The organism is Arthrobacter sp. BK1 (genome assembly GCF_056680055.1).
In genome coordinates, this window is record NZ_CM155263.1 from 1901262 (window position 1) to 1927182 (window position 25921).

Consider the following 25921-nt stretch of genomic DNA (forward strand, 5'->3'; position numbering starts at 1 on the left):
GTTCAAATCGAAATTTACAACGTTATAGAAAACCATCATAGACATGCGACTGCTCGAGTCAAGGCTTCCGGTTGCACCGGGGGTTCCAGGGACGGTTTGATGGCGGTTTGGCGGCGGTTCGACGGCGGTTCGACGGCGGTTCGACGGCGGTTTGACGGGGATGCAGCGGCGCTTCCAACGTGAAGCGCGAGTACCCGACTCCCAAAACCAAGTACTACCTAATCTGATAAACGAGTACCGATTACGCGTTCACCCGGCACGGCTGCGGAACTACGTTCTACTCAGAGCAAAGACTCGCACATCTCACTGGGTTGGATCTCTCACTAGGGGGTTGTGAGAAGGAATGAATACAGCACTTACCAGCCGCGCTTTCCCGGACCAGCATGCTTTCCCGGACCTATTGGTCCGGGAAGTGAGCGGGGCCGGCGACGAGGAGGTCTTCGAGACCAAGGCCTCTCCCCCAGCCGTCGCCGGCCCTCTGACCGCCACAATGAACGTTCCCGCAGGGTCTTCCGGCAGGTCAGCAGCGGATCCGAAATGAAGATCTCCTCCCAGCCGTCGGCTGCGCATACGTCGGCCGGCCGCCGTCCCGGACCGGCCCACACAGCACAGCGTGCCACTCCCTTCCCCGCCCAACGTCCGGGCCCCGCGCCCGCCCAGGACAACACCAGTAAGGCCAGAGCCGAAAGCTCCATCCCTGACGGCTATATCCCGGACCTGGTCACAGGTGCAGAAACTCTGGCGGAATCCTTGGAAATCCTGGTCCAGATGGCCGCCGTCACACTGGGCAGGAGCACAGGAACCCGCGTGGATTGCGGTCTGTTCCTGAACCGGATCAAGCGTGGCACTGCCACGGCCGGCACCGGTATCAAAACCGCAAGGTTGGCGCGGCTGGAGCAGGAGGTGCGCGAAGGCCCTCTGACTGAAGCGCTTGCGGGCAGCGGCACGGTAGCCATGAACCACGCAGCCACCGACTTCCGCTGGACACGGTACCGCTCCCACTTGCAGGATGCCGGGTTCAACAGTGTCCTGGCCTTGCGGCTTCGCCTTGATGAAGGCGCCGAGGCAGCTCTCGCCTACTTCTCCACGGAAGTCCAGGCGTTTCCGCTTCCGGTGATCACCGAGGCCCGCACCTTCGCTGACGCCGCAGCCCATGGCCTGAGGCTGGTCCTGGAACTGGAATCAGCAAGGACCAGGGCTTCGGACCTCAAGTCGGCGTTGGAAAGCCGCACGTCCATCGACATCGCGTGCGGGGTGATCATGGCCCAGAACAGGTGCTCCTACAACGACGCGGTCGCCATCATCGCCAAGGCCTCGAGCCACCGGAACATCAAGCTGCGCCGGGTCGCGGAGGGCATCCTGGAAAACCTTCCCGGCGGAACACCCAGCACCCATTTCGAGCACTAGGCCCCCTGGCTCCCGGGCGCCCCGGCCCCGCCTCGACGCCTAAGCAAAAAAAGACCAGGGGCGCCTGCCCCTGGTCTTTTCAGCGAAGGACCCCGCGGCACGAGTCAAGTTACGCGGGGCCCTTCTTCTCAGCTCCACATTTTGGGAACATGAAAAGCTGCTGAGATAAAGATAATAGACAGCATGCTTATAATCCAAATCACATGCCGAGGGTTGAGCATCGAGGCACTTAAAAGAAGAAGACCAGAAGCAAAATCGCTTCTGGTCTTCTCCGCGGGTGGGCCCTGTGGGGCTCGAACCCACGACCCACGGATTAAAAGTCCGATGCTCTACCAACTGAGCTAAAGGCCCCAGCTGACGGTCAAACGACCCATCAGCCCAGTCCATTTCTGAACGTTAAACACTCTACCGCACGCACGCGGCCGCTTTGGCACGCTGGTCCGGGCCAGCGTCGTACGTTCAGGGACCCTGACGAACAGCGATGCGGGTCCCTGCTGCGTCCCGGCCGCAGCAACTCTCGATTTCCCGCAGGGCACAGGAGTAGCGTGGGGGCATGAGCGAACAAACAGGAGCCTTTCACTACGGCGGCGCCAACAGGCATCACAAGCCGAAACCGTTCGCGCCCATTGACTTTGAGCCCTTCGCCGGCGGCGCGGATCCCGCCCGCGTCTCGGAGGCTGCGCACCTTGCTGCCCAGGCACTGGTCCGCCACGGCCGCGACAGCGATGACCCCGTCATCACAGAACGGCTGGTGAAACTCGCCGACGAACAGGGCCTGGAAGCCATCGCCGAGATGTGGGCCGAGAGCCCCGCCCGGTCCCTCCCTGGTGCGCTGTGGCGGCTTTACGCCATCCGGGCCGCGACCGTCCAGGACCCGGAACGGATTTCTGTGTACTTCCGCGCAGGAAAAGACACAGCCCAGGTCTCCAACGTGGTTGCCGGCGCCGCCGAGCCTCCGGGTGCCGAAGAAATGCGGGCCATGGCCGACGCCATCCTGTCCGGAGCGTTCGACGGCGAGTTTGACGTCGCGCTGGAGCGGTCCGCCGCGTTCTGCCGGGTAGTGGCCCTCGGCCAGGCGACCCTCGCCGACGGCGCCGAGCACGGCAACGAAGCCCACGCGAGCAAGCTCACGCGGAACTCCCACCAGCTGGTGAAGACAGCGGAGGATCTGGAACACGCGGCAAATGCCTGGCGGCTCGGAGAGCTCGACTGACCCACTGCGGCCCATCTGTCAATGTTGACTTGAGCCAACCAACGTAGAACACTGAAACTGGTGTCGAGCCGCGAAACCCCCGGGCTTCAACAATTAGCCGCCTAGAGCGGCCTACCGCCGAGAGGCGTATCCGGTTCGGCACCATTTTTCTGCGTGTTTCCAGGCTCAGAGACGGACTCCCAGGTACAGCCCGGTAGAATCAACAACAGCTGCTGGCCTGCGTGGATTCACAAGTGGGCGGCCCCCGAACCAGTACATCGCCCGGAGACCGGTACACCACGTGAAGCTGAGCCTTTTCCCCCAAGAGCCCGCCGGGCTGACGCTGCTCTCGAGCATGGCCCAGCAAATCGTGCACGCCAGCGCCACCATGGCGGAAATCCTTGGCGTCCCCGCAACCGAGCACGCGAAGCTCGTGGACGACATGCACAACCACGAGGCCAAATCCGACGAACTGCACTTCGCTTTGCTGACCCACATGCGCACGAGCTTCGTCAATCCCCTTCCCCGAGAGGACATGTACACGCTCTCCCGGTACCTCAACGAAGCGCTCGAAAGCCTTGACTCCGCTGCCGAGCTCGTGTACCTGTACAAGCTGGAGCGGCTGCCCAAACGCGCGGCGGACCAGCTTGAGATCATCAGCCGGCAGGCCGAACTGACAGTGGATGCCATGCGCCGGCTCAACAACCTTGATGACCTTGAGGACTACTGGATTGAGATCCTCAGGCTTGCCAAACGGGCGGAGCGGACGCACAGGATCTGGGTGGCGGACATGATCCGGGAAATGAAATGGGCACAGTATTCCCGGAACCGCGATGTCGCCAACCAGCTGGTTGAGGTCACCAAAGGCATGCGCCGCGTCGCCACGCAGGTAGGCAGCATTATCGTCAAGGAATCATGACGTGACAGCCGTGATTTTCGGCGTAGTGGTCCTGTTGACCGCTACGTTTGCGTTCCTCAACGGCTTCCGCGACGTCTCCACGTCGGTGGCGCTTGCGGTCCGCACCCGCGCCCTCACGCCCAGTGTGGCCGTCCTCCTGGCCGCCCTGTTCAACTTCCTGGGCGCCCTGCTCAGTGCCACTGCGGCCGTGGCCGTCAGCCACACGTGGATCCACCTGCCCGAGGGCGACAGCGGCCTCAGCATCCTGCTGGCGGGCCTGGCCAGCGCCTCGGCCTGGGGCGTGCTCATGTGGTGGCGCGGCATCCCTGCCTCGTCCACCCACGCCCTGGTGGGCGGACTGGCCGGGGCCGGACTTGCCAGCCTGGCGGTGGGCGGTGCGGGCGTGGGCGGCGTGGACCGGTCCCTGATGCTCCAGGTTGGCCTTCCGCTGTTGCTATCGCCCGTCATCGCCTACGTGGGCGCGTACCTGCTGGTTTTTCCCGCCACGTGGGCGGCCCGCTACACGCAGCCCAACGTGGTGAACCAGCGGTTCCGCCGCAGCCAGGCCATCGCTGCCGGAGCGGTGGCTTTCGGCCACGGCATGCAGGACGGCCAGCGTGTGGGCGCCGTGCTGCTGCTTGCGCTGTTCGCGGGCGGCTATTCCGACGGCGATACTATCCCCGTGTGGGTAGCCCTGTTCTCCGCGGTGATGTTGACGGTGGGAACGCTATGTGGCGGGTGGCGGATCTCGCACACCATCGGCTACAAAATCACCCGTGTCGACCCCCTGCGTGGTTCCGTTGCCCAGATCTACAGCGCATTGATGCTGTTCCTCGGTGCCATTGCCCTGCAACTGCCACTCTCCACCACCCACACGGTGACCTCGTCCGTTTTGGGGGCCGGCGAGAACCAGCACTTCGCCGTCACCAACCGGAAGCTCGTCATGCAGATTTTCGGGCTGTGGATCCTCACACCTCTGGCAGCCGCGGCCGGCGCCTTCGTGTTCGCCCTCGCCTTGTCACCCCTGGGCGCGTAGCCGGCCGCTTCCGGACGCTTAAACGCCGCATCGACTGCTCCGTCAGCGCCCGTGTGTACTTTCACAAGGCGGTACCCGAACAGTCGATGCAGTGATGATGCGGTGGGTGGGCCCACGCCGGCGAGGGCCCCTGCCTGAGCTTGCGAAGGGTGGGAGCCGGCGGGTGGGCCCACGCAGGCGAGGGCCCCTGCCTGAGCTTGCGAAGGCTGGGAGCCGGCGGGGCTTATCCGAAGCGGCCGGAGACGTAGTCTTCCGTGGCCTTCACTGTGGGGTTGCTGAAGATGTTCTGGGTGTTGCCGTATTCGATCAGCTTGCCCGGCTTGCCGGTGCCGGCGATGTTGAAGAAGGCTGTCTTGTCCGAGACGCGGGCTGCCTGCTGCATGTTGTGGGTCACGATCACCACGGTGTACTGGTCCTTGAGCTCATTGATGAGGTCTTCGATGGCCAGGGTGGAGATCGGGTCCAGCGCCGAACACGGCTCGTCCATCAGGATCACCTGGGGTTCAACAGCAATGGCCCGTGCGATGCAGAGCCGTTGCTGCTGGCCGCCTGACAGGCCGGAGCCGGGCTTTTCCAGCCGGTCCTTGACCTCGTTCCACAGGTTGGCGCCTTTCAGGGAACGCTCCACCAGGACGTCAGCCTCGCCTTTGGAGATCTTTTTGTTGTTCAGCTTCACACCGGCAAGCACGTTGTCGCGGATGGACATGGTGGGGAACGGGTTGGGCCGCTGGAATACCATGCCGATCTGGGCGCGGACAGTTACCGGGTCAACGCCGGGACCGTAGAGGTTGTCGCCGTCCAGCAGGACTTCGCCTTCCACCCGGGCACCGGGGAGGACCTCGTGCATACGGTTCAGGGTGCGCAGGAAAGTGGACTTTCCGCAGCCTGAAGGGCCGATGAACGCCGTCACGGACTTGGCCTCGATATTGATGCTGACGTCCTCCACGGCCAGGAAATCGCCGTAGTACACGTTCAGGTCTTTGACGTCGATGCGCTTAGACATGGTGTTCCTTCACTTGCTTTGGATATGAAATAGCTTGGCAGTGCCGGCTTCCGGAGGGAAGTGTCAGCGGCCGGTCTTGGGGGCGAACGCCTTGGCGATCAGCCGGGCACCGAGGTTCAGGACCATCACCAGGATGATCAGGACCAGGGCGGCGCCCCACGCACGCTGCGAGGACGGATCCGGATTCGCCGGCGACGTGGGGTTCAGGATCTGGGTGTAGATGAACGTGGGCAGGGAGGCCATCCAGCCACCGAACACGTTGCTGTTGATGCTGGTGGCGAACCCGGCGGTGACCAGGATGGGCGCCGTCTCGCCGATCACGCGGGCGATCGCAAGGGTGACGCCGGACGCGATGCCGGAGATCGCCGTCGGAATGACCACCTTGAGGATGGTGCGCCACTTACGCACGCCGAGCGCGTACGCGGCCTCACGCAGTTCGTTGGGGACGATCTTGAGCATTTCCTCGCTGGAACGCACCACCACCGGGATCATCAGGACCGCGAGGGCGACTGCGGCGACGGCGCCGGTTTTGGTCCCCGGTCCAACAACGGCGAAGAAGAAGGCTGCGGCGAACAGGCCGGCGACGATCGACGGGATGCCGGTCATCACGTCCACGAAGAACGTGATGGCCCGGGCCAGCCGGCCGTCGTTGCCGTACTCCACCAGGTAGATAGCGGTCAGCAGGCCCACCGGTACAGAGATCACCGTGGCTACCAGGGTGATCTGGATGGTGCCCAGCAACGCATGGTAGATACCGCCGAGGACGGGTGCGCCGTCTTCAACTGCCCGGGTGTCATAAACGCCCGTGACGCCGTTCATCGAGTTGGTCAGGAAGCCAGGGGCGATGAGCCCCGGGATGCCGTTGACCAGCACTGTCCAGATCACGGAAATCAACGGCAGCAGCGCGATCAGGAACGAGCCCACCACCAGGCAGGTGGCCAGTTTGTCCTTGGCTTTGCGTGATCCTTCGACGACCGCGCTCCAGCCCACCAGGCCGGCAGCGAAGAGGATGGCCGAGACTATTCCCCAGCCGAAGGCGTTGAAACCGATCAGTGCCAGGATTGCGGCTCCGATGATGAGCGCCAGGGCCAGAACGATGTACGGCGCGAACGGGGGCAACTGACCCTTGGTCAGGGCTGAGCGCTTGCTGCGCACCGGCGTGAGAGTGGAGGACATTTAGTTTGCTCCCGAGAATTCTTTGTGCCGGCTGATGATCCAGCGGGCGATCATGTTCACGGCAAGCGTGATGACGAACAGGACCAGACCGGCGGCAATCAGGGTACTGACCTTGAGGCCGCTGGCTTCCGGGAAGTTCAGCGCGATTTCAGCGGCGATGGTCTGATTGCCGGACGTGATCAGGCTGGCGGTCAGGGCCCCCGAGGAGAGCACCAGCGCCACGGCCATGGTCTCGCCGAGCGCGCGGCCCAGCCCGAGCATCACGGCGCTGATGATGCCGGGGCGCGCGAACGGGAGGACCGACATTTTGATCATTTCCCAGCGCGTGGCGCCCAGGGCCAGCGCGGCTTCTTCGTGGAGCTTGGGGGTCTGCAGGAAGATTTCGCGGCTCAGGGACGTGATGATGGGCAGGACCATCACCGAGAGCACAATGCCCGCGGTGAGAATGGTCTTGCCGGTGGCAGAGGCCGGACCCTGGAAGATGGGCAGCCAGCCCATGTTTTCGGCGAGCCAGTTGTAGGCGGGAGAAATCTCCTTGGCCAGGAACGCAGCACCCCAGGCGCCGTAGATAACGGACGGGATGGCGGCCAGGAGGTCCACTACGTAGCCGAGGGCTGAGGCGAGGCCGCGCGGGGCGAAGTGCGAGATGAACAGCGCTACTCCGATGGCGATGGGGGTGGCGATCACCAGCGCAATGACTGCGGCGATGAGCGTGCCAACGACGATCGGCCAGATGTAGGCGAAGAAGCCTTTGCCGCCCTGGATCTCAGCGGCCGGGGCCGTCAGTGCCGGAATGGCCTGGACTACGAGGAACAGTGCCACGCCGAACAGTACGGCGAGGATGAGGCATCCGGCGGCCAGGGCGGCACCGGAAAAGATCTTATCCCCGGCGCGGCCTGCGCCCTGGGAAGAACTCAGGGAGGTGGCGGTCATTGAAGACCCTTCAGTTGTGGTGGTGCGAGACAGCTAGCTTGCAAAAGCCAAGTTCCCCGCCCCACCTTGGCGGCGTGGCGGGGAACGTGGTTCAGGGACAGGTACTAGGCCTTAACCTTGATGGATTCGATGGCCTTGACAGCCTTCTCGGCCAGTGCCGGGGACAGCGGTGCGGACTTTGCGGAGTCAGCAGCTGCCTGCTGTCCTGCATCCGAGACTACATAGCTTTCGAAGGCCTTGACCAGATCAACGGTTTCCTGCTTGTCGTAGGTGGAGCAGACAATGTGGTAGGAAACCAGGACCACCGGGTAGGCACCCTTTGCGGTGGTCTTACGGTCCAGCTTGATGGCGACGTCGGTGGCGGAGCGGCCTTCGACGGGCTTACCGGCTTCAACAGCCGTGGCTGCAGCGTCGGCAGAAATCTTGACGAACTCTTCGCCAACCTTGATCGAGGCAGTGCCCAGCTTGCCGCCGACTGCCGAATCATCGGCGTAGGTCACGGCGCCCGGGGTGTCGGTGACGGTCTTGACTACACCGGAGGTTCCCTTGGCGTTCTCGCCCTGCAGGGTTGCGGGCCAGATGCCGGACGCCTTGTCGGTCCAGACCTCTGCAGCGGCGGAGGCCAGATACTCGGTGAAGTTGGTGGTGGTGCCGGAGTCATCAGAGCGGTTGACCGGGGTGACCTTGGTGTCCGGGAGGGTGACGCCCGGGTTCAGGGCCGCGATGGCCGGGTCATTCCAGGTGGCGATTTCGCCGCGGAAGATTTTGGCTACGGTGGTGGCGTCGAGCTTCAGCTCGGTGATGCCGGGCAGGTTGAAGGCCACGGCGATCGGAGAGATATAAACCGGGATGTTGATGGCGCCTTCGGGGCCGCACTGGGTCTTGGAGCTGGCCAGCTCTTCGTCCTTGAGGTATGCATCGGAACCGGCGAACTGGGCCGAGCCGTCGATGATGGCCTTGCGGCCTGCGCCGGAGCCGTCCGGGGAGTACTGCACGGTGGCGCCGGAGTTGGCGGCGGCGAAGCCGGCCTTCCACGCGTCCATGGCTGCGCCGGTGGAGGATGCGCCAATGCCGGTCAGAGTACCGGTGACCTTGGGCCCTGAAGCAGACGCAGTGTTTGCAGGAGTGTTGGTGGCGTTGTCTGAGCCACAGGCGGTGAGCGCGAGAGCGCCGGCTGCAATAACAGCGATAGCCGCGTGGCGGCCGAAGCGGAGAGCCTTCACAGATGTACCCCTTCCAGGGTTATTCAGTTGCGGGCAGGGCCGGAGATGCCCTGCGGCGCGATGCGTACGTTGTGTACCTTCAACGAATTTAGGGGCCACAGGTAACGGGATTGGCTGCCGAAAGTGAACGGAAGGTGAACGGGGGCTTGATATTGGCCGACATGTGCAGCGTTGCCATTGCGCACGTCACACTTCCGGACGTAGTGGGACCGGACGTAGTGGGATAAGGCGTGTCGCCAAGGGCCGCGAAATTCGACGGTTGCGGCAAATAGACTGGAACCCATGGCCATCGCAGCGGGACTTTCAGCAAGCAGGCGCTTCCTGCGCGGCCGCATCCGGACCGGCCTGATCCGCAGCCGCAATTCGCTGTTCCCTGCCGTTCAGATGACCGGCTGCGCGGTGGGGGCGTACGCGTTCGCCGAGTACGTACTGGGGCATTCAGGGCCTTTGTTCGCGGCGACGTCCTCGCTGATTGCACTGGGCTTTTCCCGGGAGCCACGTCTGCGCAGGGTGGTGGAGGTGGGGCTGGGCTGCACCATCGGCATTGCGGTGGGTGATCTGCTCCTGCACTGGCTGGGCGGCGATATCTGGGTTGCCGCCGTCGTACTTCTTGTCTCCATCCTGCTCGCACGCTTCCTGGACAGTGGCAACATCTTCACCACGCAGTTGGGGCTGCAGTCGCTTCTGGTGGTGCTGCTGCCGGCGCCGGCCGGCGGGCCGTTCACGCGCAGCATCGATGCAATCATCGGCGGGCTGTTCGCGCTGCTGGTGACCATCCTTGTGCCCAAGGATCCACGCCGTGAGCCGCGCAGCGACGTCCGGAAACTGCTGCACGAGCTCGCAGAAGTGCTGCGCGAATGCGGATCCGCCCTGGTTGAAAGTGACTCCACCAAGGCCTGGCACGCGCTGGTCCGGGGCCGGAACTGCCAGCCGCTGGTGGACGCCATGCGCCATTCCCTGCGCGCTTCCGGAGAGGTGGCAACGCTCTCGCCGGCTTACCGCAGGCACCGGGACGAGCTGGACCGGCTCAAGCAGTCGCTCGACTTCATCGACCTTGCCCTCCGCAACAGCCGGGTTTTTGCCCGCCGGCTCACCAGCGCCATCAACCATGCGGCGCTCTCGGATGAAGCCACGGAAAACATCGCCGATGTCCTCCGGGAAACCGCTGCCGCGATTGATGAACTGTCGCTCGGTCTGGCCGAAACGCACGACGGCGTCCGCCGCGCCCACCTGCGCGCCGCCCGGCAGGACTTCAGCGAAATTGCCCTGCGGCTCCACCCCAAACTGCTGGAGGTGGAGCGGCTGGAGGGTGAGACCGTGGTGATGCTGTTCCGGCCGCTGATGGTGGACCTCCTGGAGGCTGCCGGCATGGATGCGCAGGAGGCGCGGGACGTCCTGCCCGGGCTCTAGGAATCGTTCGCGTAACGCAGGCCCAGCTGTTCCCGGACGTCGTCCAGGAGCTGCATGATCCGCACACTTTCATCCCACGGCATCAGCGGGCTTTCCTGCAGCCCGGCCCGGATGCACCGTGCTGCTTCCCTCAGTTCGTGGATGAACCCCTCGGTCTCCTCGGGGAACGTCTCTGTCCGCACCACGCCGTCCGCACCGCTGTATTGGAGGCTCCGCGGGTTGTACAGCGGTGAACCGGTGCGGAGCCAGCCCTTCGTGCCGCTGACGGTGACCGTACCGGGGCTGTTGGACTGCAAGGATGAAACCAACTGGGCCGCGGCGCCGTCCGGGTAGTGCAGGGTCACGGTGTTCTGGACGTCCACGCCGTCCTGGTTCAGCCGGCCCCCGGCCGTGATTCCGGCCGGAAATCCAAGGGTGCTGACGGCCCAGGTCAGCGGGTAGACCGTGAGGTCCAGGAGGGCTCCGCCCCCGGCCGCCGGATCCCAGAGGCGGTCCTGCGGATCGTAGGCCGCGGCGAATCCGAGATCGGCCTGCAGCCAGCGGACTTCGCCGATTCCTCCGCTCCGGATCAGGTCCAGGGCGCGCCGGGTTGCGGGCAGGAACCGGGTCCACACCGCCTCCATCAGGAACAGCTTCCGCGCACCCGCCAGTGACGTGAGTTCGCGGGCTTCCCGGGCATTAACGGTAAGGGGTTTCTCGCACAGCACATGTTTCCCGGCTTCGAGGGCCGCCTTGGCAACCTCGAAGTGCTGGGCGTGCGGCGTGGCGATGTAGACCACGTCCACGAGGGGATCGGCGAAGAGCTGCGCGTACCCATTCTCTGCAGGCTGGTCGTGGTAGCTGGCAGCGATGCCGTATCGCCCGGCGAAGTCCTTCGCGGCGGCGGCACTGCGTGAGCTCACTGCCTGCAGGACGGCGCCTTCCAGGAGGGCCAGGTCACGGGTCACCCGGTGGGCGATCCGGCCGGTGGCCACCACTCCCCACCCGAGGGGATGTTCGTCAGGTTTCCTCACGGGTCAGGCGGAATCACGGATGACGAGCGAGGTGGGGATACGAGTAACGCGGTCGGCGGGCTTGCCCTCGATCAGTTCCACGAGGACCTCGGCCATCCTTTTGCCCATCTCGATGATGGGGTGGTGAACGGTTGTCAGCTGCGGATTCACGGAGGTTGCAAAGGAGTCGTCGTCGAATCCCACCACCGCTACATCGCCGGGAATCTTCAGTCCGCATTCCTGGAGGACCGTGTACGCCCCTGCAGCCATCTGGTCGTTGGCGACAAAAAGCCCATCCAGCGGCTTGCCGCGTTCCAGCAGCCGCCGCATCGCCTTGGCCCCTGAGGAGAGGGTGAAATCGCCATATTCCACCAGTGAATCGTCCAGTCCGGCCGCGTCGAGGGCATTCCTCCAGCCCGCGAGCCTGTCCACGCCTGGTGGCATGTCCTGGGGCCCGGCGATCGTGGCAATGTGGGTGCGTCCGCGTTGCACCAGGACCCGGGTTGCGCCTTCCGCTGCTGCCTCGTTGTCCACGTCCACGTAGTAGCTGCCGCCCTCGGCCAGGGGCCTGCCGGCGAAAACCATGGGGATGTGGTCACTGACATGGGACCACGAGCGGTCGCCCGCGTGGTGCGAGACCACCAGTGCGCCTGCAACGTTGCCGCCGAGCAGGAACGCCCTGGTTTTCTCGGGCTTGGCCTCTGAGGCAATCACCATGTTCAGCGTGTAATCGGTGTCCGCCAGGTAGAGCGCCACGCCCTGGACAACCGAGGCGAAAAACGGATCGGCGAAGACTTTTGACGTGGATTCCGGAACGATCAGGGTCACGGAGTTGGGCCTGCGGCTGGCCAGGGAGCGGGCTGCGCGGTTTGGTGTGTAGTTCACCGCCAGGATGGCCTGGCGGACCTTCGCGGCGATGTCCTCGTCCACGCTGGGCACATCGTTAACCACCCGTGAGACGGTGGCCCGCGACACGCCGGCCAGGGCGGCCACCATCTCAAGGGTGGGCGCCGGCCGGCTGCCGCTGGTGTCTTGCTTCACTTTTTCTTCGCTCCGTGAGGTTGAGCGGGCTTGCGCCCGGTACTTCAGTTTAGGCAGGCAGAGAGTCCGGAAGCCGGGATGCAGCGCGTTTTGCCTCCGCTATCAGTCCTGAATAGGCGTGGCCGCTGTCCTTGATGGTGCGCTCGAACGTGGTGTAGTCCACGCGCACAATCCCGAAACGCTTCCCATATCCCCAGGACCACTCGAAATTGTCCAGCAGGGACCACACGAAGTACCCGCGCACGTCCGCGCCCTGCTCGATCGCTTCTCCCACCGCGGCGATATGGTCGAGGATGAAGCCGGTGCGTTCCCCGTCATGCACGGCGCCGTCGGGGCTGACCGTGTCCTCGTAGGCGGCGCCGTTTTCGGTGATGTAGAGCGGCGGGAGGGTGGGGTACTCCGCGCCGAGTCGGACCAGCAGTTTCCGTAGCCCATCGGGGTTTACTTCCCAGTTCATGGCTGTCCGCGGCAGCCCGCGGCTGGGAAAGGCAATGTCCTCGGACCCGATCCACGGCGAGGCCGCAACACGTTCCGCTCCCCCGGAGTGTCCGTCGCTCCCGGCGTCATCCGCGTGGCCGCTGATGAGGTCATCGTGGTAATGGTTCACGCCCAGGAAATCCAGGGGCGCACTGATTGCCTCCAGGTCGCCGGGGAGGATAAGTTCCGCCAGGCCGAACGGCGCGAGGTCGCGCAGCGTGTCCTCCGGGTAGCTGCCGCGCAGGATGGGATCGAGGAAGATCCGGTTCTGCAGGGAGTCGAAGCGCCGGGCGGCATCCAGGTCGATAGGGTCCTGGGGGTCGCGCGGGATGGAGTTGCTCAGGTTGAGGGTGATTCCCAGGTGCTGGGCGCCACGTTCGCGCAGGGCGTTCACAGCCAGGCCGTGGGCCAGGTGCTGGTGGTGGACCGCAGCGATGGCCGCCCGGGGCTCCTGGCGGCCCGGCGCGTGGACGCCCGAGCCGTAGCCCAGCAACGAGGAGCAGAACGGTTCGTTGAAGGTGGTCCAGTGCCGGACTCTGTCCCCCAGCACCGTGTAGACGTCATGTGCGTACTCTACGAACCGGTAGGCGGTGTCCCTGTCCGCCCAGCCGCCCTTCTCCTCCACTGCCTGCGGCAGGTCCCAGTGGTAGAGGGTCAGCCAGGGCATGATCCCTGCCTCCAGGAGTTCATCCACGAGGCGTGAATAGAAGTCCAGGCCCTCCGGGTTGGCCGCACGGTCCCCCGGCCGGACACGTGCCCAGCTGGTGGAGAAGCGGTAGGAGTCCAGCCCCAGTTCCTTCATCAGCGCAACGTCCTGGGGCATCCGGTGGTAGTGGTCCACCGCCTGCTCCAGGTTCTCGCCCTTGGCGATGGCACCCGGAATCCTGGCAAAGTGGTCCCACACGGAGTCCTCCTTGCCGCCTTGGTGACCGGCCCCCTCAATCTGGGCCGCCGCCGTCGCAGATCCCCAAAGGAAGCCTTCCGGCCATTGCCGCGAGTATGTCGAATGTGGCATTAGCCCTTCACTGCTCCTTGCATGATTCCTGAAATGAGTTGTTTACCGGCCAGCGCGAACAGCACCAGCAACGGCAGGGTGGCCAGCACCGCGCCGGCCAGGACCACCGAGTAGTCCACGTAACGGGCGGACTGCAGCTGGCTGAGCGCCGTCTGCAAGGTGGGGTTGCCGGCGTCGAGCACCAGCAGCGGCCAGAGGAAGTCCGTCCATGCCGTCATGAACGTGAACAGCCCCAGGATGGCCATTGCGGGGCGGGCGGCGGGGATGGCAACGTGCCAGAACGTGGAGATCATGGTGGCGCCGTCCATGCGGGCGGATTCAATGAGTTCGTCGGGAATGACGTCCACCAGGTATTGCCGCATGAAGAAGACGCCGAAGGCGGTCACCAGTGTTGGAACCACGACGGCGCCGACCTCGCCTGTCCAGCCAAGGGTCCGCATGACCATAAACAGCGGGATGATACCCAGCTGGGTGGGGATGGCCATGGTGGCAACCACCATCAGCATGAGGCCGTTGCGGCCGCGGAACCTCAGCTTGGCAAAGGCGTAGCCGGCGAGGGTGGAGAAGCCCACCACGGAGATGGTGATGATTCCGGAGATCAGGACGCTGTTTCCGAGCGCGAGCCAGAACGGGACGGTGTCGAAAACCTCGCCCACGTTGGTCCAGAAGTTTCCACCGGGCAGCAGCGGCGGCCACGTCTCGCCCAGGGCCTCGTTGGACCTGCTGCCGATCACCACGGACCACCACAGCGGGTAGGCGGAGGAGATCAGGAAAGCCAGGAGAAGCCCGTAGCTGAGGAAACCAGGGCGCACCCCGGTGCCGAAGAACCGCTTCCGGAGGGCGCCGGCACTCCCCTTCCGGGCCTCCTCTGCCGGCGACGTCCTTGCCGCGGAAGTATTGGCAGGTGAAGCCTCGGCGGAGACAGACTCCGCGCGATCGATAATGCTCATCGGTCAGTCCTTTCAGCCTGCGTGCTTGAACCGCTCTTGCCGTCAGCGCTACGGCCGGACGGGTTATGGCCGGACGCGTTACGGCCGGACGCGTTACGGCCGGACGCGTTCGCGCCGGCAGCCAATTTCCGGGCACGCCGGGACAGTTTTGCCGCATCCGCGGTCGCGATCCGGCGCGAGATCAGGTAGTTGATGAGGCCGAACAGCACAATGATCAGGAAGAGCAGCCACGCGATGGTTGAGGCTTTGCCGAAGTTCTGGCGCTGGAAGGCCATCTCCCAGAGGTACAGGACGGTGGTCTGGAACTGTCGCTGCGATCCGCCGGCCGTGGCGGGATCGAACAGCCTGGGTTCGGTGAAGATCTGGAGGCCTCCGATGGTGGCCGTGATGACCACAAAGACCATGGTGGGCCTGATGCTGGGCAGCGTGATGCTGAAGAACCGCCGGACGGCACCGGCGCCGTCGAGGGCCGCCGATTCGTACAGGTCGCGCGGCACTGCCTGCATGGCCGCCAGCAGGATCAGTGCGTTGTAGCCTGTCCAGCGCCAGTTCACCATGGTGGCGATGGCGATGTGGCTCGGCAGGGTTTCGTTCTTCCACATCACCGGATCGAGGCCGAAGTTGCCCAGGATGTTGTTGATCAGGCCGTACTGCTCACCGAACATGTTGGTGAAGATCATGGCCACCGCCACCGGGGTCACGATGTATGGCAGCAGGATGCTCATGCGCCAGAAGGTCTTGGCCCGAAGGTTCTGGTCCAGCACCGCCGCCAGGAACAGTGCGACGGCGAGCTGCGGGACGGCCGAGAGCAGGAAAATGCTCATGGTGTTGAAGAGGGAGTTCCAGAAGAAGCGGTCCTGCAGGACCTCGGCGAAGTTCTCCAGTCCCACAAACTGTCCCTGGCCCTTGAGCAGGTGCCAGTCAAAGAGGCTCACAAAGAATGTGTAGACCAGAGGGAACAGGCCCACGAGGGCAAAGAGGATGAAGAACGGCGCGACGTAGAAGTAGGGGGATGCCTTGACGTCGAAGATGCTCAGGCGTTGCTTGAAGGTGGGTTGGGTTTTGACCGCAGGCTTTGCGGACCGGTTCAGCGTAGTTGTCATGGGGCTCTCGCAGTCCATCGGGGGGCCTCCCTTCGCGGGAGGCCCCACAGCGGGTCTTGCTAGTTGTTGACGACCAGGTCGTTGAGGAGGCGCACGGCTTCAGACCAGGCTTTGTCCGCATCGGCGGTTCCGGCGTCGAGGGTCTTCAGCGCAGGGCCGAATACGTTTTCCTGGATGACCGAATCATCCGGTCCCTTGAACTGGGCAACTACACCCTTGGCACGGTTGGCCAGGATGGCGCCGGTGGGAGCGTTGTTGAAGAGCACGTTGGGCGTGGCGTCCTGGACCAGCTTTTCCTGGGCCTTGAGAGTGCTGGGGAAGTTGTTGGCTGCCGCGGACTGCTTGACCTGCTGCTCGGGGGCGGTCAGCCAGGCGGCAAGCTTCGCAGCCTCTGCCGGGTGCTCCGAGGTCTTGGGTACGGAGAGGAACGCTCCGCCCCAGTTGGACGCACCACCGGGGAAGACATCGGCGAAGTCCCACCCGCTGCCTGCACCGCCACCGGCGGATTCGAGCTGGCCTTTGATGGTGCCAAGCATCCAGCCGGGGCAGACGAACGTGGCAAAGGAGCCGTCAACGAATGCCTTGCCGTTTCCCCAGTCCCACTGGGTCTGGTTGGCTGAGAGTCCGGCGGCGGTTCCGGCGGCCAGCATCCCGAATTTGTCCTTCATTTCGGCGTTGCCGTCGACGTTCAGCTCGCCGTCCTTGGTGTAGTACCCCTCCTCCATTTGGTTCACCATGGAGTTCCACACGAATCCGGACTGGTCATACCAGGCCTTTCCGGTGGCCGCCTTGTACTGGTTGCCAAGTTCGAAGTACTTCTCCCAGGTGGCGTCCTGCCCACCGAAAAGCTTGGCCACGGATTCGCGGTCGCTGGGAAGGCCCGCTGCCTCGAAGAGTTTTCCGTTGTAGCAAAGACCCTGCGGACCGATGTCTGTGCCGTAGCCGATCACGCGGCCGGCGGGGTCGGTGCCCTGCTGGTATTTCCAGTCGACCCAGTTGGCTTTGATGTCCGCCGCACCGTATTCGTTCAGGTCAACGAACTGGTCGGAGACCTCCATGATGGAGCCCAGCCAGCCTTCCTCGATGGCCACTACGTCGCTGAGGCCTGAGCCTGCTGCCAGCTTGGTGAAGGCGTCGGTGCGGGCATTCGAGCCGCGGTCGATGTTCGTGGCTTTGATCTTGACTCCGGGGTTTGCCTGCTCGTACTCGCCGTAGAGATCGTTATAGCCGAAGGTTCCGAAGGTGGTAACCGTCAGTTCAACGGGGTTGTCCGCGCTGGCTGCCTTGTCTGAACTGCTTCCGCAGCCGGTGGCCAGCATGGCCAGGGCTGCTGCTCCCGCTATGGCGGCAGCGGTATTTCGTCGTGAGAGTTTCACGGTCACTCCTTTGTGGGGGAAATAGCTCGGTCTGAGAGAGCGCTCTCTTGCAAGTCCCCCAACACTAAGCGTGGCGCGCATCACTGTCAAGAGAGCGCTCTCTCACGGTCGTTCCGAGTTCTTTCAACGCGGGGTCACTTCCGGCCCAAAAACCTCTGTTTATTGGGCCGGGAGTGACCCCGCGTTGGTTCAGGCCGGCCGGCATACGCTGCCGCTCGCGGGCAATGTCCGTGCCCGCCAGTAGGGTTGAACCCATGGCTACAAAGACAACCCGCGCGTCCAAGGCGCCCGCGTATAAATGCGCCGAATGCGGCTGGACGGCCGTGAAGTGGGTGGGGCGCTGCGGCGAGTGCCAGGCCTGGGGCACCGTTGAGGAAACCGGCACCGCGGTGGCGCGGACGACGGCGGCCACCACGGTTCTCGAACCGGCCCGCCGGATTGCCGAAGTGGACGCCACCACGGCGGCTTTCCTGCCCACCGGGGTCGACGAACTGGACCGTGTGCTGGGCGGCGGACTGGTTCCGGGCGCCGTCATCCTGCTGGCCGGGGAACCCGGCGTGGGCAAGTCAACGCTGCTGCTGGACGTCGCCGCGAAATTCGCCCGCACCGCGCAGGACGTCCTGTATGTCACCGGTGAGGAGTCCGCGGCGCAGGTGAAGCTTCGCGCCGAACGGATCGACGCCGTCGCCGATTCCCTCTACCTGTCGGCGGAAACGGACCTCGGCCAGGCACTGGGCCAGGTGGAAAAGATCGAACCGCGGCTGCTCATTGTCGACTCGGTCCAGACTCTCAGCAGCGCGGACGTGGACGGCAGCGCGGGCGGTGTCTCCCAGGTCAGGGAGGTGGCCGCGTCCATCATTGCTGCGGCCAAACGGCGCAACATGACCACGCTTCTGGTGGGGCACGTGACCAAGGACGGTTCCATCGCGGGACCGCGGCTGCTCGAACACCTGGTGGACGTGGTCTGCCAGTTCGAGGGCGAGCGCCATTCCCGTCTCCGGATGCTGCGCGCCGTCAAGAACCGTTACGGCCCCACGGACGACGTCGGCTGTTTCGATCTGAACGAGAACGGCATCGAAGGACTCACGGACCCCAGCGGGCTTTTTGTCAGCCGCACCAAGGAGCCCGTCTCCGGCACCTGCATCACAGTGACCATGGAAGGACGTCGGCCGCTGCTGGCGGAGGTGCAGTCACTGCTTGCTGAAAGCGCCAACTCACAGCCCCGCCGTGCCACCAGCGGGCTGGACAGCTCACGGGTATCCATGCTCCTGGCGGTACTGCAGCAGCGGGCCGGCTGCCTGCTGCACAAGGATGATTCCTACGTGGCCACGGTGGGCGGGGTGAAGCTCAGCGAACCCGCCACGGACCTCGCAGTTGCCCTTGCCGTCGCCTCCGCCAAGGCCCGCAAACCGCTTCCCATCCGGCTGATCGCCTTCGGGGAAGTAGGCCTGGCCGGCGAAGTGCGCCCGGTGCCCGGCATCAACCAGCGGATCCAGGAGGCGCACCGGCTGGGCTTCACCCACGCGGTGGTTCCTGCCAGCCATAACGGCCCGGGCCCCGTTCCAGCCGGCTTCTCGGTCCGGGAAGTGGAACACCTGACGGAGGCTTTGAGCCTGCTGATCGGGTAAACCTAAGGTTCGTGGCTCAGCGGCTTGAAGGATCTGGCGCCGGCAAACCAGCCGTCGTCGGGCGTTTCGGGCACCTCAGCCGTCCGGTCCCCTGCCGCGCCGTCCACGAGCCGTCCGATCTCGTGGAACGTGCCGCCAAAGTAGAGCAGCGGTTCCCGCCCGGTGACCTCGAGGGCGATCACTTCCCCCACCACGATGATGTGGTCGCCGCCGTCGTAAATGTTCCATGGCCGGCATTCAAGGGTGGCCGCATTCCTTGTCAGGATGGGCACATCGCCGTCCAGGGTCCACTCCGGTTCGTCTTCCATGACCCTGCCGGCGAAGTGGCGGGCCACGTCCAACTGGTCAAGGGACAGGATGTTGATGGCAAAAGGGGCGCCCTCCAGATAGCGGGCTGCCCGCGAGGTACGCGTCAACGTCACCTGGGCAAGCGGCGGATCCAGGGATACCGCGGTGAAGGCATTCACTGTGGCACCGTGCGGCACCCCGTCATCGGCATTGCACGTCACCACCGTGACACCGGTGGCAAACGTGCCGAATGCGTGCCGGAGTTCGTGGGTGTCGAACGGGGCCCCGAGTGCTTCCCTGGTCACCGCAGCCTCCTTGTTGTTGAGTCCGGTCCCAGCGTACTCCGGGCCCCAATTACGCCTTGGTAATCACCAGTGCGACGCTGTGGCCGCCGAAGCCGAACGCGTTTACCAGTCCTGCAGGCGCGGAGCCGGGCGCTAGGGCGCGCACCGTTTCAGTGACGACATTCAGGTTCAGTTCCGGATCGAGCGACTCGACATTCAGGGTTCCGGGGAGCTGCCCGGTCTGCAGCGCCTGGACCACGACGACGGCGGCAAGTGCGCCGGCGCCGCCCAGGAGGTGGCCCGTGTGGCCCTTGGTGGAGGTCACCGGCACGTCGGGACCCAATATCGCGCTGATGGCCTGCGCCTCGAGCCGGTCACCCACAGGGGTGGAGGTGGCGTGCGCGTGCACGAAACCGATGTCCGAGGCTTCCAGTCCGGCCGAGGCCAGGGCCTTTTGCATCACCCGGCGCTGCATGGCGGGATCGGCCGCCACAATGTCGTTGGCATCGGAGGTCACCGAGCCGCCGGCCACTGCGCCAAGCACGGCGGCACCGCGCGCGCGGGCGTGCTCTTCGCTCTCCAGCACCACGATGCCTGCGCCCTCAGCGAGGACAAAACCGTCGCGTGCGCCGTCAAACGGGCGCGATGCGCGCTGCGGTTCCCCGTTGCGGGTGGAGAGGGCACGGATCTGTGAGAACCCGGTAATCACCAGGTCATTGACTGAAGCGTCAACGCCGCCGGCGATCACGACGTCGGCAGCCCCTGACCTGATCATTTCGGCGCCCTGCACAATTGCTTCGGCGCCGGACGCGCAGGCGCTGACGGGGGTCCGGGCTCCGCCGCGGGCACCGAGGTCGATGGACACCCAGGCCGCGGGGCCGTTGACCATCAGACGCGTGAGAGTGTGCGGGGAGACCTTGCGGGGGCCTGATTCCGCAAGGGTCCGGTCCTGTTCCAGGGTGGAGCCCAGTCCGCCGTAGGCAGAGCCGATCACCACGGCAAACCGTTCGGGATCGACGTCGGGGGCGCCCGCCTGCTGCCAGGCTTCGCGGGCGGCAACGAGCGCCAGCTGACCGCACCGGTCCATCCGCTTCAGTTCGCGGGTGGTGAGATGTTCGGCGAGGTCCGTGGTGACCTGTCCGGCGATGCGCACGGGGAGCCGCTCGGCCCAGGCCTCCGCCAGTGCGGCGATGCCGGACTCCCCCGCCACCAGCCCGGACCAGGTTTCCGCGGCAGTGGAGCCGAGCGGGTTGACGGTTCCGACGCCGGTGATCAGTGCGCGTGGTTGAACCGGACCGGGGTGAACTGCAGTCATAGTGCCCTACTTCGCGGGGTTGTGCGTGCCGATCGGCACCAGGGTCAGATCAGGGTGGTTCTTCTCGATCCGGCGCAGGGCCCAGACGTCGTTGAACAGGGCGAGGTATTCGCCGTCGGAGCGCAAAAGCACCTCGGCGCCCGGGACGTTGGCCAGCGCAGGCATGGCCTCCGCCGTCGAGATCCTGGCGATTGAGTACGGCAGGCGTTCGAGCCGCATGGGAGCGCTGAAGTCGTGCGCCATGCGGTCCTCCACCACTTCGAACTGCATGGGGCCGACGGCGGCGAGCACCGGCGCCTGGTCACCCCGGACATCGGAGCGGAGCACCTGGATGACGCCCTCGTGTTCGAGCTGCTCGATGCCGCGGCGGAACTGCTTGAAGCGGCTGGGGTCCTTGGAGCGTGCCACCTGGAAGTGCTCCGGGGCGAACAGCGGGATGGCCGGGAACTCCACAGTGTCCTCGATGAAGAGGCTGTCGCCAACGCGCAGCGAGGACGCGTTGACCAGGCCCACGACGTCGCCGGGGTAGGCCTCGTCAATGACCTCGCGTTCGCGGCCGAAGACCTGCTGTGCGTACTTGGTGGCGAACGATTTTCCGGTCCGCGTCTGGGTGACCACCATGCCGCGTTCGAAGACGCCGGAGCAGACGCGGATAAAGGCAACGTGGTCGCGGTGGGCCTTGTTCATGCCGGCCTGGACCTTGAAGACGAAACCTGAGAAGGGCGATTCCACCGGACGGGGGCTGCCCTCAATATCAGGCCGCGGTGCTGCGGGCGGCGCGAAGTCCACCAGTGCGTCCAGGAGTTCCTTCACGCCGAAGTTCAATGCGGCGGAGCTGAAGAGGATGGGCGTTGCGGTGCCGGCGTGGAAGGCCTCGACGTCGAACTCGGAGTTGGATTCGATCACCAGGCCGGCTTCGTCAACGGCGTCTGACCAGTTGCTGCCCTGGCTCTCGGCAGCTTCCTCCGGCGTAAAGTATTCGGTCAGGGCGATGTTGGCACCTGCGTTGTTGCGCTGGAACCGGGCAAAACGGTCGTTGCGCAGGTCCCAGACACCGCGGAAGTCACCGGAAATGCCCACGGCCCAGGTCAGCGGCATGGGCTGCAGGCCGGTGCGTTCGGTGAGCTCGTCCATCAATGCCAGCGCGTCCAGGCCGGGACGGTCCCACTTGTTGATCACGGTGATGATGGGCAGGTTGCGCTGCTTGCAGACCTCGAACAGTTTCATGGTCTGGGTTTCGAGGCCCTTGGCGGCGTCCACGAGCATCACCGCACAGTCCACGGCGGCCAGGACGCGGTAGGTGTCCTCGGAGAAGTCGGCGTGGCCGGGGGTGTCCAGCAGGTTGATGACGGTGTCCCGGTAAGAGAACTGGAGTGCCGCGGAGCTGATGGAAATGCCGCGGTCCTTCTCCATCTGCATCCAGTCGGAGACCGTTTCCTTGCGGTTGGCCTTGCCGCTGGAGGCACCGGCCGTGCCGATCACCTTTGCGTGCAGCGCCAGGGCCTCTGTCAGCGTGGACTTGCCGGCGTCAGGGTGGGAGATAACAGCGAAGGTCCGACGCCGGGCCGCCTGTTTGTGAATCTCGTGGACTCGGGCGGGGCTTTGGACATCTTGGGACACGGTGCTACTTTCGCTGCGATGGGGTTACCCCAGGCGCTCGGCAGGCCTTGACGGGGAAGCGTGGCTCTCTGACAGCCAAGTTCCAAGTTTATCGCAGCAACGGCTGCACGCCGAAGGGGCACCCGATGGGCGCTTAACACCGGCGAAACAGGTGGTTCAAGCCGGTGAAACGAGGTCCCGCTACGGTGGCCGCATGATCGGCCTCATTTTCTATGACCCCTTTGCCACTCCGCCGCCTATCCCGGCAGCAGTCACCAAGGCGCCGCCCAGGCGTCTGACACAGCCCGCGCAGGAGGAGAAAGCGCTCCGGGCCGCGTCGCTGCTCAACGTCAGAGTTGACCTGGAGCGCTTGTCCAGGCAGCGGCCGAAACCCTGAACCGGTTGCCCGGCAGGCCTGCAGCCGGTACGCCGTGGGGTGGGAACACCGCCGGGCGGCCACACTATTTGGGCGCGGGCTGGCCGCGGAGTTCGAAAACACCGCAGCCGAAGCCCGCGGCGTGGACCGTTCCGGCGTCGATCCGGACGCCTTCGCCCATAAGATGCCGGGCCGCCGACCCACCGGGAAGCGCGATGTTTACTTGTGCGGCGCGCCGCAACGGGTTGACGACGACCAGGTGCGTGCCGTTCCTGACGTACACGAGGGGATAGCCGGTGGCGAGCAGCCTCGTGGGAGTCCTGGTTCCCAGGGCCGGAGTTGATTTGCGCAGCTGAACAAGGCGGCGGACGAAGTGCAGGAGCGAACCCGGGTCCTCGCTTTGGGCCGCCACCGTGGGCCGGTCGCGATCGGGGTCCTGGGGCAGATACAGCTCTTCGGGCGGCGCGGTGGAGAAGCCCGCGTTGGCCAGGGCGTTGATGCTCCTATTGTTGTCAACCCGCGATTACGCCGGTCGCCAGGGTGGGCTTGAGCAGGTGGTAGACCTCGCGGATGATGTAGCGCTTGAGGCAGCGGATGATGTCGCGCTTGGATTTCCCTTCGGCGGTTCTGCGGGCGACGTAGGCAATGGTGGGTTCGTGGAATTTCATCCTCACGATCGCTGTGCGGTAAATGGCGGCGTTGAGTTGCCGGTGTCCGCCGCGGTTAAGACGGTGGCGGCCAGAGGTCATGCCGGAGCCGGTGGGGATGGGGCTGATGCCGGCGAGTTTGGCGAAGGCTGCCTCGGAGTGGATGCGCTCGGGGTTGTCTCCTGCGACGATCAGGATCTCGGCAGCGGTGTCGGGCCCGATTCCGTAGGCGTCCAGCAGTTGGGGCGCGGTTCGGGTGACTAGGGTCTCGATCATGCCGGCCAGTTCCTTGGCCTCGGCATCCAGGTTCTGCCAACGCCGGGCGATCGAGCGCAGGGCGTGACGGATGGAGTCCTCGGGGGTGTCCAGGGCCCGGGGACGCAGGGCGCCCAGATAGCGGGCGAGCATGATCTGTGTTTTCTCTGCCGTGTCCTTTCGCATCGGTTCCGGGGCATGGATGAGCATAGCTTTGAGTGTGACCATGGCCGCGGAGCGGTCCTTCACGGCGGTGTCGTGGGCGATCTTGAGTTCACGGATCATTTCCACGGTCCCGTCAGCGGTTTTCGGGACAGCGGTCGCGAATCCGGCGAGCACTGCGCGGGCGGCGTTCTCCGCGTCGAGGGTGTCGGATTTCCCGGCGAGCCTGCGCATGCGCCGGTCGGGGCGGTTCACTTCGACCACCTTGTGTCCTTGCCTGCGGATGAACGAAGTCAGGCCGGCCCCGTAGGAGCCGGTTCCTTCGACGCCGAACGCGATGATCTTGCCGAACGAAACAGCCCAGCCGAGCAGCTGGCCGAAGCCGGCCGAATCGGTGGTCACTGTCAGGGTGTCGAGGATGCCGCCGATCGGATCCATGACGGCGGCGACGTGCACGTGTTTGTGCGTGTCGACGCCAATGACTATGTGTCCTGAGCGGGCGGGTACGAGGATGTGTGGTGCCATGGTGCGTGTTGCCTCCTGCCGGATAACGTGGATATCACGCTGTCGCCGGCGGGTGGACAGGACTGTCATGGGGACGCTGTCGAATGCTGGCTCCAGGCTCCTATCAGGTCACGCCCTGCCCGGCGACAGTGTTTGTTGCTGCCCGGTCGCCGGGCTGACAGATCAACGCAAAGACACCCGAGGGTCTATCCCAACAAGGGTCAAGCCGTGACGACCAGGACTTCCGAATCTACGGCTGATGATTCGACAAAAACAGTCTGACAGTCCCATTGCATGGGGTTCCTGCACCCTGCCCCGTTGTACTTAGGCGTCCAGATGCTGCCTTCTTTCTCGGGGGCGTCTTCCAGGTAACGCATGCCGATCTCGTCACCGCAATAGATGGACGGGATGGAACCCCACGTCAGCAGGAACGTGAAGGCGGCGGGAAGCTGCTCACTTGTCCTGTTCCCGCAGACCAGCCGCGAGAAATCGTGATCCGCCGAAGGCAGCACCACAAGGCGGTCCGGCCCGTTGGTTTCCCGATGGTGGTTCCACAGGCCCAGGAACTCCCCGAAAGCCCGGGCGCCCTCGGCGGGGTCGGCGTCGGGATCGAAATAGCATGGCTCCGTTTCTTCCTGCCACGGCAGCAGCCCTGCGCCGCCGTTGTTGAAAAGCGCGCTGTGCTCCTCGTGGATCACGAGCGAGAAGTCCGCGTCGAATCCTCCCCGGGCGCCGGCGTCGACCGTTCTCCACTCGTCACTTTCCGGAAGGAGGACCGACTCCGGGTAGGCGCCCTTCATCCAGACCGCCAGTTCCCGCCACAGAGCCGTTGTTTCAACCAGGCCAGGGTCATCCTTGACCAGCGAGAAGGCCATATCCACACGGAACCCTGCCACCCCGCAGCCCAGCCAGTAGCCGATGATCTCGCGAAGTGCCGCCCTGTTTTTAAGGGGTCCGGCGGCATCCGGCAACTGCCGCCTTGGCTCGTCCTCAGCCAGCCGTGCGTAGCCGAAATTCAATGCCGGCTGCTCGGGGAAAAAATTCTTGAGATACCAGCCCGGACGGCGTCCCGGCGAGGGGACAAAAGCATCACCGGGACGGCCGGACCAGACGTAGCGGTGGTCGGATCCGTCATTCATGGAGGCACGGAACCATGGGTGGTCAACAGAGGTGTGGCCAGCAACGAGGTCCAGCAGTACCCGGATTCCACGTTTCCCGGCGTCCCTGACCAGGGCGGTCATGTCCGCGTTTGTTCCATAGCGGGGTGCGATGGTGAGGTAATCGGAAACGTCGTAGCCGGCATCCCGGAAGGGCGAGGCGAAGCACGGATTGAACCAGATCACGTCCACCCCGAGCCACTCCAGATAGTCCAGGTGCTCCAGGACGCCCGGGAGGTCACCGATGCCATCGCCGTCGGAATCCGCGAACGACTGCGGATAGATCTCGTAGATGACGACGTCCGCCAGCTATTCAGGGGGTGCCGGATAGCCTGCGGCTGCGCCGCTGTCCTCTGCGGGACCCACCGTGGTGCCCGCTGATGCGCCCGGGTTATGCTCATCCATCCGCGTCCACGCTCCCTGTCCGGTTTCCGTTGCCGTCCCGCCAAAGTGCTCTGTCCGGCCAGCCTCCGC

The 25921-nt window shown here is 64.8% G+C and carries 23 protein-coding genes and 1 tRNA gene; 7 read left to right on the forward strand and 17 right to left on the reverse strand.

The window, feature by feature from the left end:
- Window positions 1-343: 343 nt before the first annotated feature.
- Window positions 344-541: a hypothetical protein gene (locus tag AC1MCA_RS08505; RefSeq protein ID WP_479802668.1), complete on the forward strand. Its 198-nt coding sequence runs from the start codon at window positions 344-346 to the stop codon at window positions 539-541.
- Entirely contained in the window at window positions 538-1407 is an 870-nt protein-coding gene (locus tag AC1MCA_RS08510; protein WP_479802669.1) for an ANTAR domain-containing protein, read from the forward strand. The genes AC1MCA_RS08505 and AC1MCA_RS08510 overlap by 4 nt, the downstream gene beginning before the upstream one ends.
- A gap of 278 nt (window positions 1408-1685) precedes the next feature.
- On the opposite strand, the gene AC1MCA_RS08515 is transcribed toward AC1MCA_RS08510, so the two are convergent.
- Window positions 1686-1758 (reverse strand) — tRNA-Lys (locus tag AC1MCA_RS08515).
- Between the two features lie 202 nt (window positions 1759-1960).
- Here AC1MCA_RS08515 and AC1MCA_RS08520 point away from each other — a divergent pair.
- From AC1MCA_RS08520 to AC1MCA_RS08530, 3 genes are all read left to right on the forward strand, one after another.
- The gene (locus AC1MCA_RS08520) at window positions 1961-2620 is read left to right on the forward strand and encodes a hypothetical protein (RefSeq protein WP_479802671.1); all 660 of its coding nucleotides are present in this window, start codon (window positions 1961-1963) and stop codon (window positions 2618-2620) included.
- A 280-nt stretch (window positions 2621-2900) separates the two neighbouring features.
- Window positions 2901-3518, forward strand: a complete 618-nt coding sequence (locus AC1MCA_RS08525; protein WP_108597651.1) for a DUF47 domain-containing protein — start codon at window positions 2901-2903, stop codon at window positions 3516-3518.
- A 1-nt stretch (window position 3519) separates the two neighbouring features.
- Window positions 3520-4533 (forward strand): inorganic phosphate transporter, encoded by a 1014-nt coding sequence (locus AC1MCA_RS08530; protein WP_479802673.1) that lies wholly within the window; start codon window positions 3520-3522, stop codon window positions 4531-4533.
- A gap of 223 nt (window positions 4534-4756) precedes the next feature.
- Here AC1MCA_RS08530 and pstB read toward each other — a convergent pair whose 3' ends face one another.
- From pstB to pstS, 4 genes are all read right to left on the reverse strand, one after another.
- On the reverse strand, window positions 4757-5536 hold the full coding sequence (gene pstB, locus AC1MCA_RS08535; protein WP_479802675.1) for a phosphate ABC transporter ATP-binding protein PstB: 780 nt from the start codon (window positions 5534-5536) through the stop codon (window positions 4757-4759).
- A 63-nt stretch (window positions 5537-5599) separates the two neighbouring features.
- The gene (gene pstA / locus AC1MCA_RS08540; protein ID WP_479802677.1) at window positions 5600-6712 is read right to left on the reverse strand and encodes a phosphate ABC transporter permease PstA; all 1113 of its coding nucleotides are present in this window, start codon (window positions 6710-6712) and stop codon (window positions 5600-5602) included.
- Window positions 6713-7645: a phosphate ABC transporter permease subunit PstC gene (gene pstC, locus AC1MCA_RS08545; RefSeq protein WP_479802679.1), complete on the reverse strand. Its 933-nt coding sequence runs from the start codon at window positions 7643-7645 to the stop codon at window positions 6713-6715.
- A 104-nt stretch (window positions 7646-7749) separates the two neighbouring features.
- Window positions 7750-8868 carry a phosphate ABC transporter substrate-binding protein PstS gene (gene pstS, locus AC1MCA_RS08550; RefSeq protein ID WP_479802681.1) on the reverse strand — a complete coding sequence of 373 codons (1119 nt, stop codon included), beginning with the start codon at window positions 8866-8868 and terminating at the stop codon, window positions 7750-7752.
- A gap of 282 nt (window positions 8869-9150) precedes the next feature.
- On the opposite strand from pstS, the gene AC1MCA_RS08555 reads away from it, so the two are divergent.
- Window positions 9151-10278 (forward strand): FUSC family protein, encoded by a 1128-nt coding sequence (locus AC1MCA_RS08555; RefSeq protein ID WP_479802683.1) that lies wholly within the window; start codon window positions 9151-9153, stop codon window positions 10276-10278.
- Here the strand turns inward: AC1MCA_RS08555 and AC1MCA_RS08560 are convergent.
- The 6 genes from AC1MCA_RS08560 to AC1MCA_RS08585 are packed head-to-tail and all read right to left on the reverse strand — an operon-like array spanning window position 10275 to window position 17175.
- Complete coding sequence (locus AC1MCA_RS08560) at window positions 10275-11291, reverse strand: Gfo/Idh/MocA family protein (RefSeq protein WP_479802685.1); 1017 nt, start codon at window positions 11289-11291, stop codon at window positions 10275-10277. The two genes, AC1MCA_RS08555 and AC1MCA_RS08560, sit on opposite strands and share 4 nt — an antisense overlap.
- A gap of 3 nt (window positions 11292-11294) precedes the next feature.
- Window positions 11295-12311, reverse strand: coding sequence for a LacI family DNA-binding transcriptional regulator (locus AC1MCA_RS08565; protein ID WP_479802687.1), 1017 nt, complete (start codon window positions 12309-12311; stop codon window positions 11295-11297).
- A 49-nt stretch (window positions 12312-12360) separates the two neighbouring features.
- Entirely contained in the window at window positions 12361-13803 is a 1443-nt protein-coding gene (locus AC1MCA_RS08570) for a GH1 family beta-glucosidase (RefSeq protein ID WP_479802689.1), read from the reverse strand.
- Window positions 13803-14753: a carbohydrate ABC transporter permease gene (locus tag AC1MCA_RS08575; protein WP_479802691.1), complete on the reverse strand. Its 951-nt coding sequence runs from the start codon at window positions 14751-14753 to the stop codon at window positions 13803-13805. The genes AC1MCA_RS08570 and AC1MCA_RS08575 overlap by 1 nt, the downstream gene beginning before the upstream one ends.
- On the reverse strand, window positions 14750-15856 hold the full coding sequence (locus tag AC1MCA_RS08580; RefSeq protein WP_479802693.1) for a carbohydrate ABC transporter permease: 1107 nt from the start codon (window positions 15854-15856) through the stop codon (window positions 14750-14752). Before AC1MCA_RS08580 ends, AC1MCA_RS08575 begins: the two co-directional genes overlap by 4 nt.
- A gap of 59 nt (window positions 15857-15915) precedes the next feature.
- Entirely contained in the window at window positions 15916-17175 is a 1260-nt protein-coding gene (locus tag AC1MCA_RS08585) for an ABC transporter substrate-binding protein (RefSeq protein ID WP_479803341.1), read from the reverse strand.
- A 311-nt stretch (window positions 17176-17486) separates the two neighbouring features.
- Here AC1MCA_RS08585 and radA point away from each other — a divergent pair, with 311 nt between their 5' ends.
- Complete coding sequence (gene radA / locus AC1MCA_RS08590) at window positions 17487-18860, forward strand: DNA repair protein RadA (RefSeq protein ID WP_131684768.1); 1374 nt, start codon at window positions 17487-17489, stop codon at window positions 18858-18860.
- 2 nt (window positions 18861-18862) lie between these two features.
- On the opposite strand, the gene AC1MCA_RS08595 is transcribed toward radA, so the two are convergent.
- From AC1MCA_RS08595 to AC1MCA_RS08620, 6 genes are all read right to left on the reverse strand, one after another.
- Window positions 18863-19453: a flavin reductase family protein gene (locus tag AC1MCA_RS08595; RefSeq protein WP_479802695.1), complete on the reverse strand. Its 591-nt coding sequence runs from the start codon at window positions 19451-19453 to the stop codon at window positions 18863-18865.
- Window positions 19454-19502: 49 nt separating this feature from the next.
- Window positions 19503-20747 (reverse strand): beta-ketoacyl-[acyl-carrier-protein] synthase family protein, encoded by a 1245-nt coding sequence (locus AC1MCA_RS08600; protein ID WP_479802697.1) that lies wholly within the window; start codon window positions 20745-20747, stop codon window positions 19503-19505.
- Between the two features lie 6 nt (window positions 20748-20753).
- Window positions 20754-22367, reverse strand: a complete 1614-nt coding sequence (locus AC1MCA_RS08605) for a peptide chain release factor 3 (protein ID WP_479802698.1) — start codon at window positions 22365-22367, stop codon at window positions 20754-20756.
- A 440-nt stretch (window positions 22368-22807) separates the two neighbouring features.
- Window positions 22808-23134 (reverse strand): hypothetical protein, encoded by a 327-nt coding sequence (locus tag AC1MCA_RS08610; RefSeq protein WP_479802700.1) that lies wholly within the window; start codon window positions 23132-23134, stop codon window positions 22808-22810.
- Window positions 23135-23234: 100 nt separating this feature from the next.
- Window positions 23235-24311 (reverse strand): IS110 family RNA-guided transposase, encoded by a 1077-nt coding sequence (locus AC1MCA_RS08615; RefSeq protein WP_479800784.1) that lies wholly within the window; start codon window positions 24309-24311, stop codon window positions 23235-23237.
- 200 nt (window positions 24312-24511) lie between these two features.
- A complete protein-coding gene (locus AC1MCA_RS08620; RefSeq protein WP_479803342.1) occupies window positions 24512-25756 on the reverse strand; it encodes an alpha-amylase family glycosyl hydrolase in 1245 nt (414 codons plus the stop codon).
- Window positions 25757-25921 lie beyond the last annotated feature (165 nt).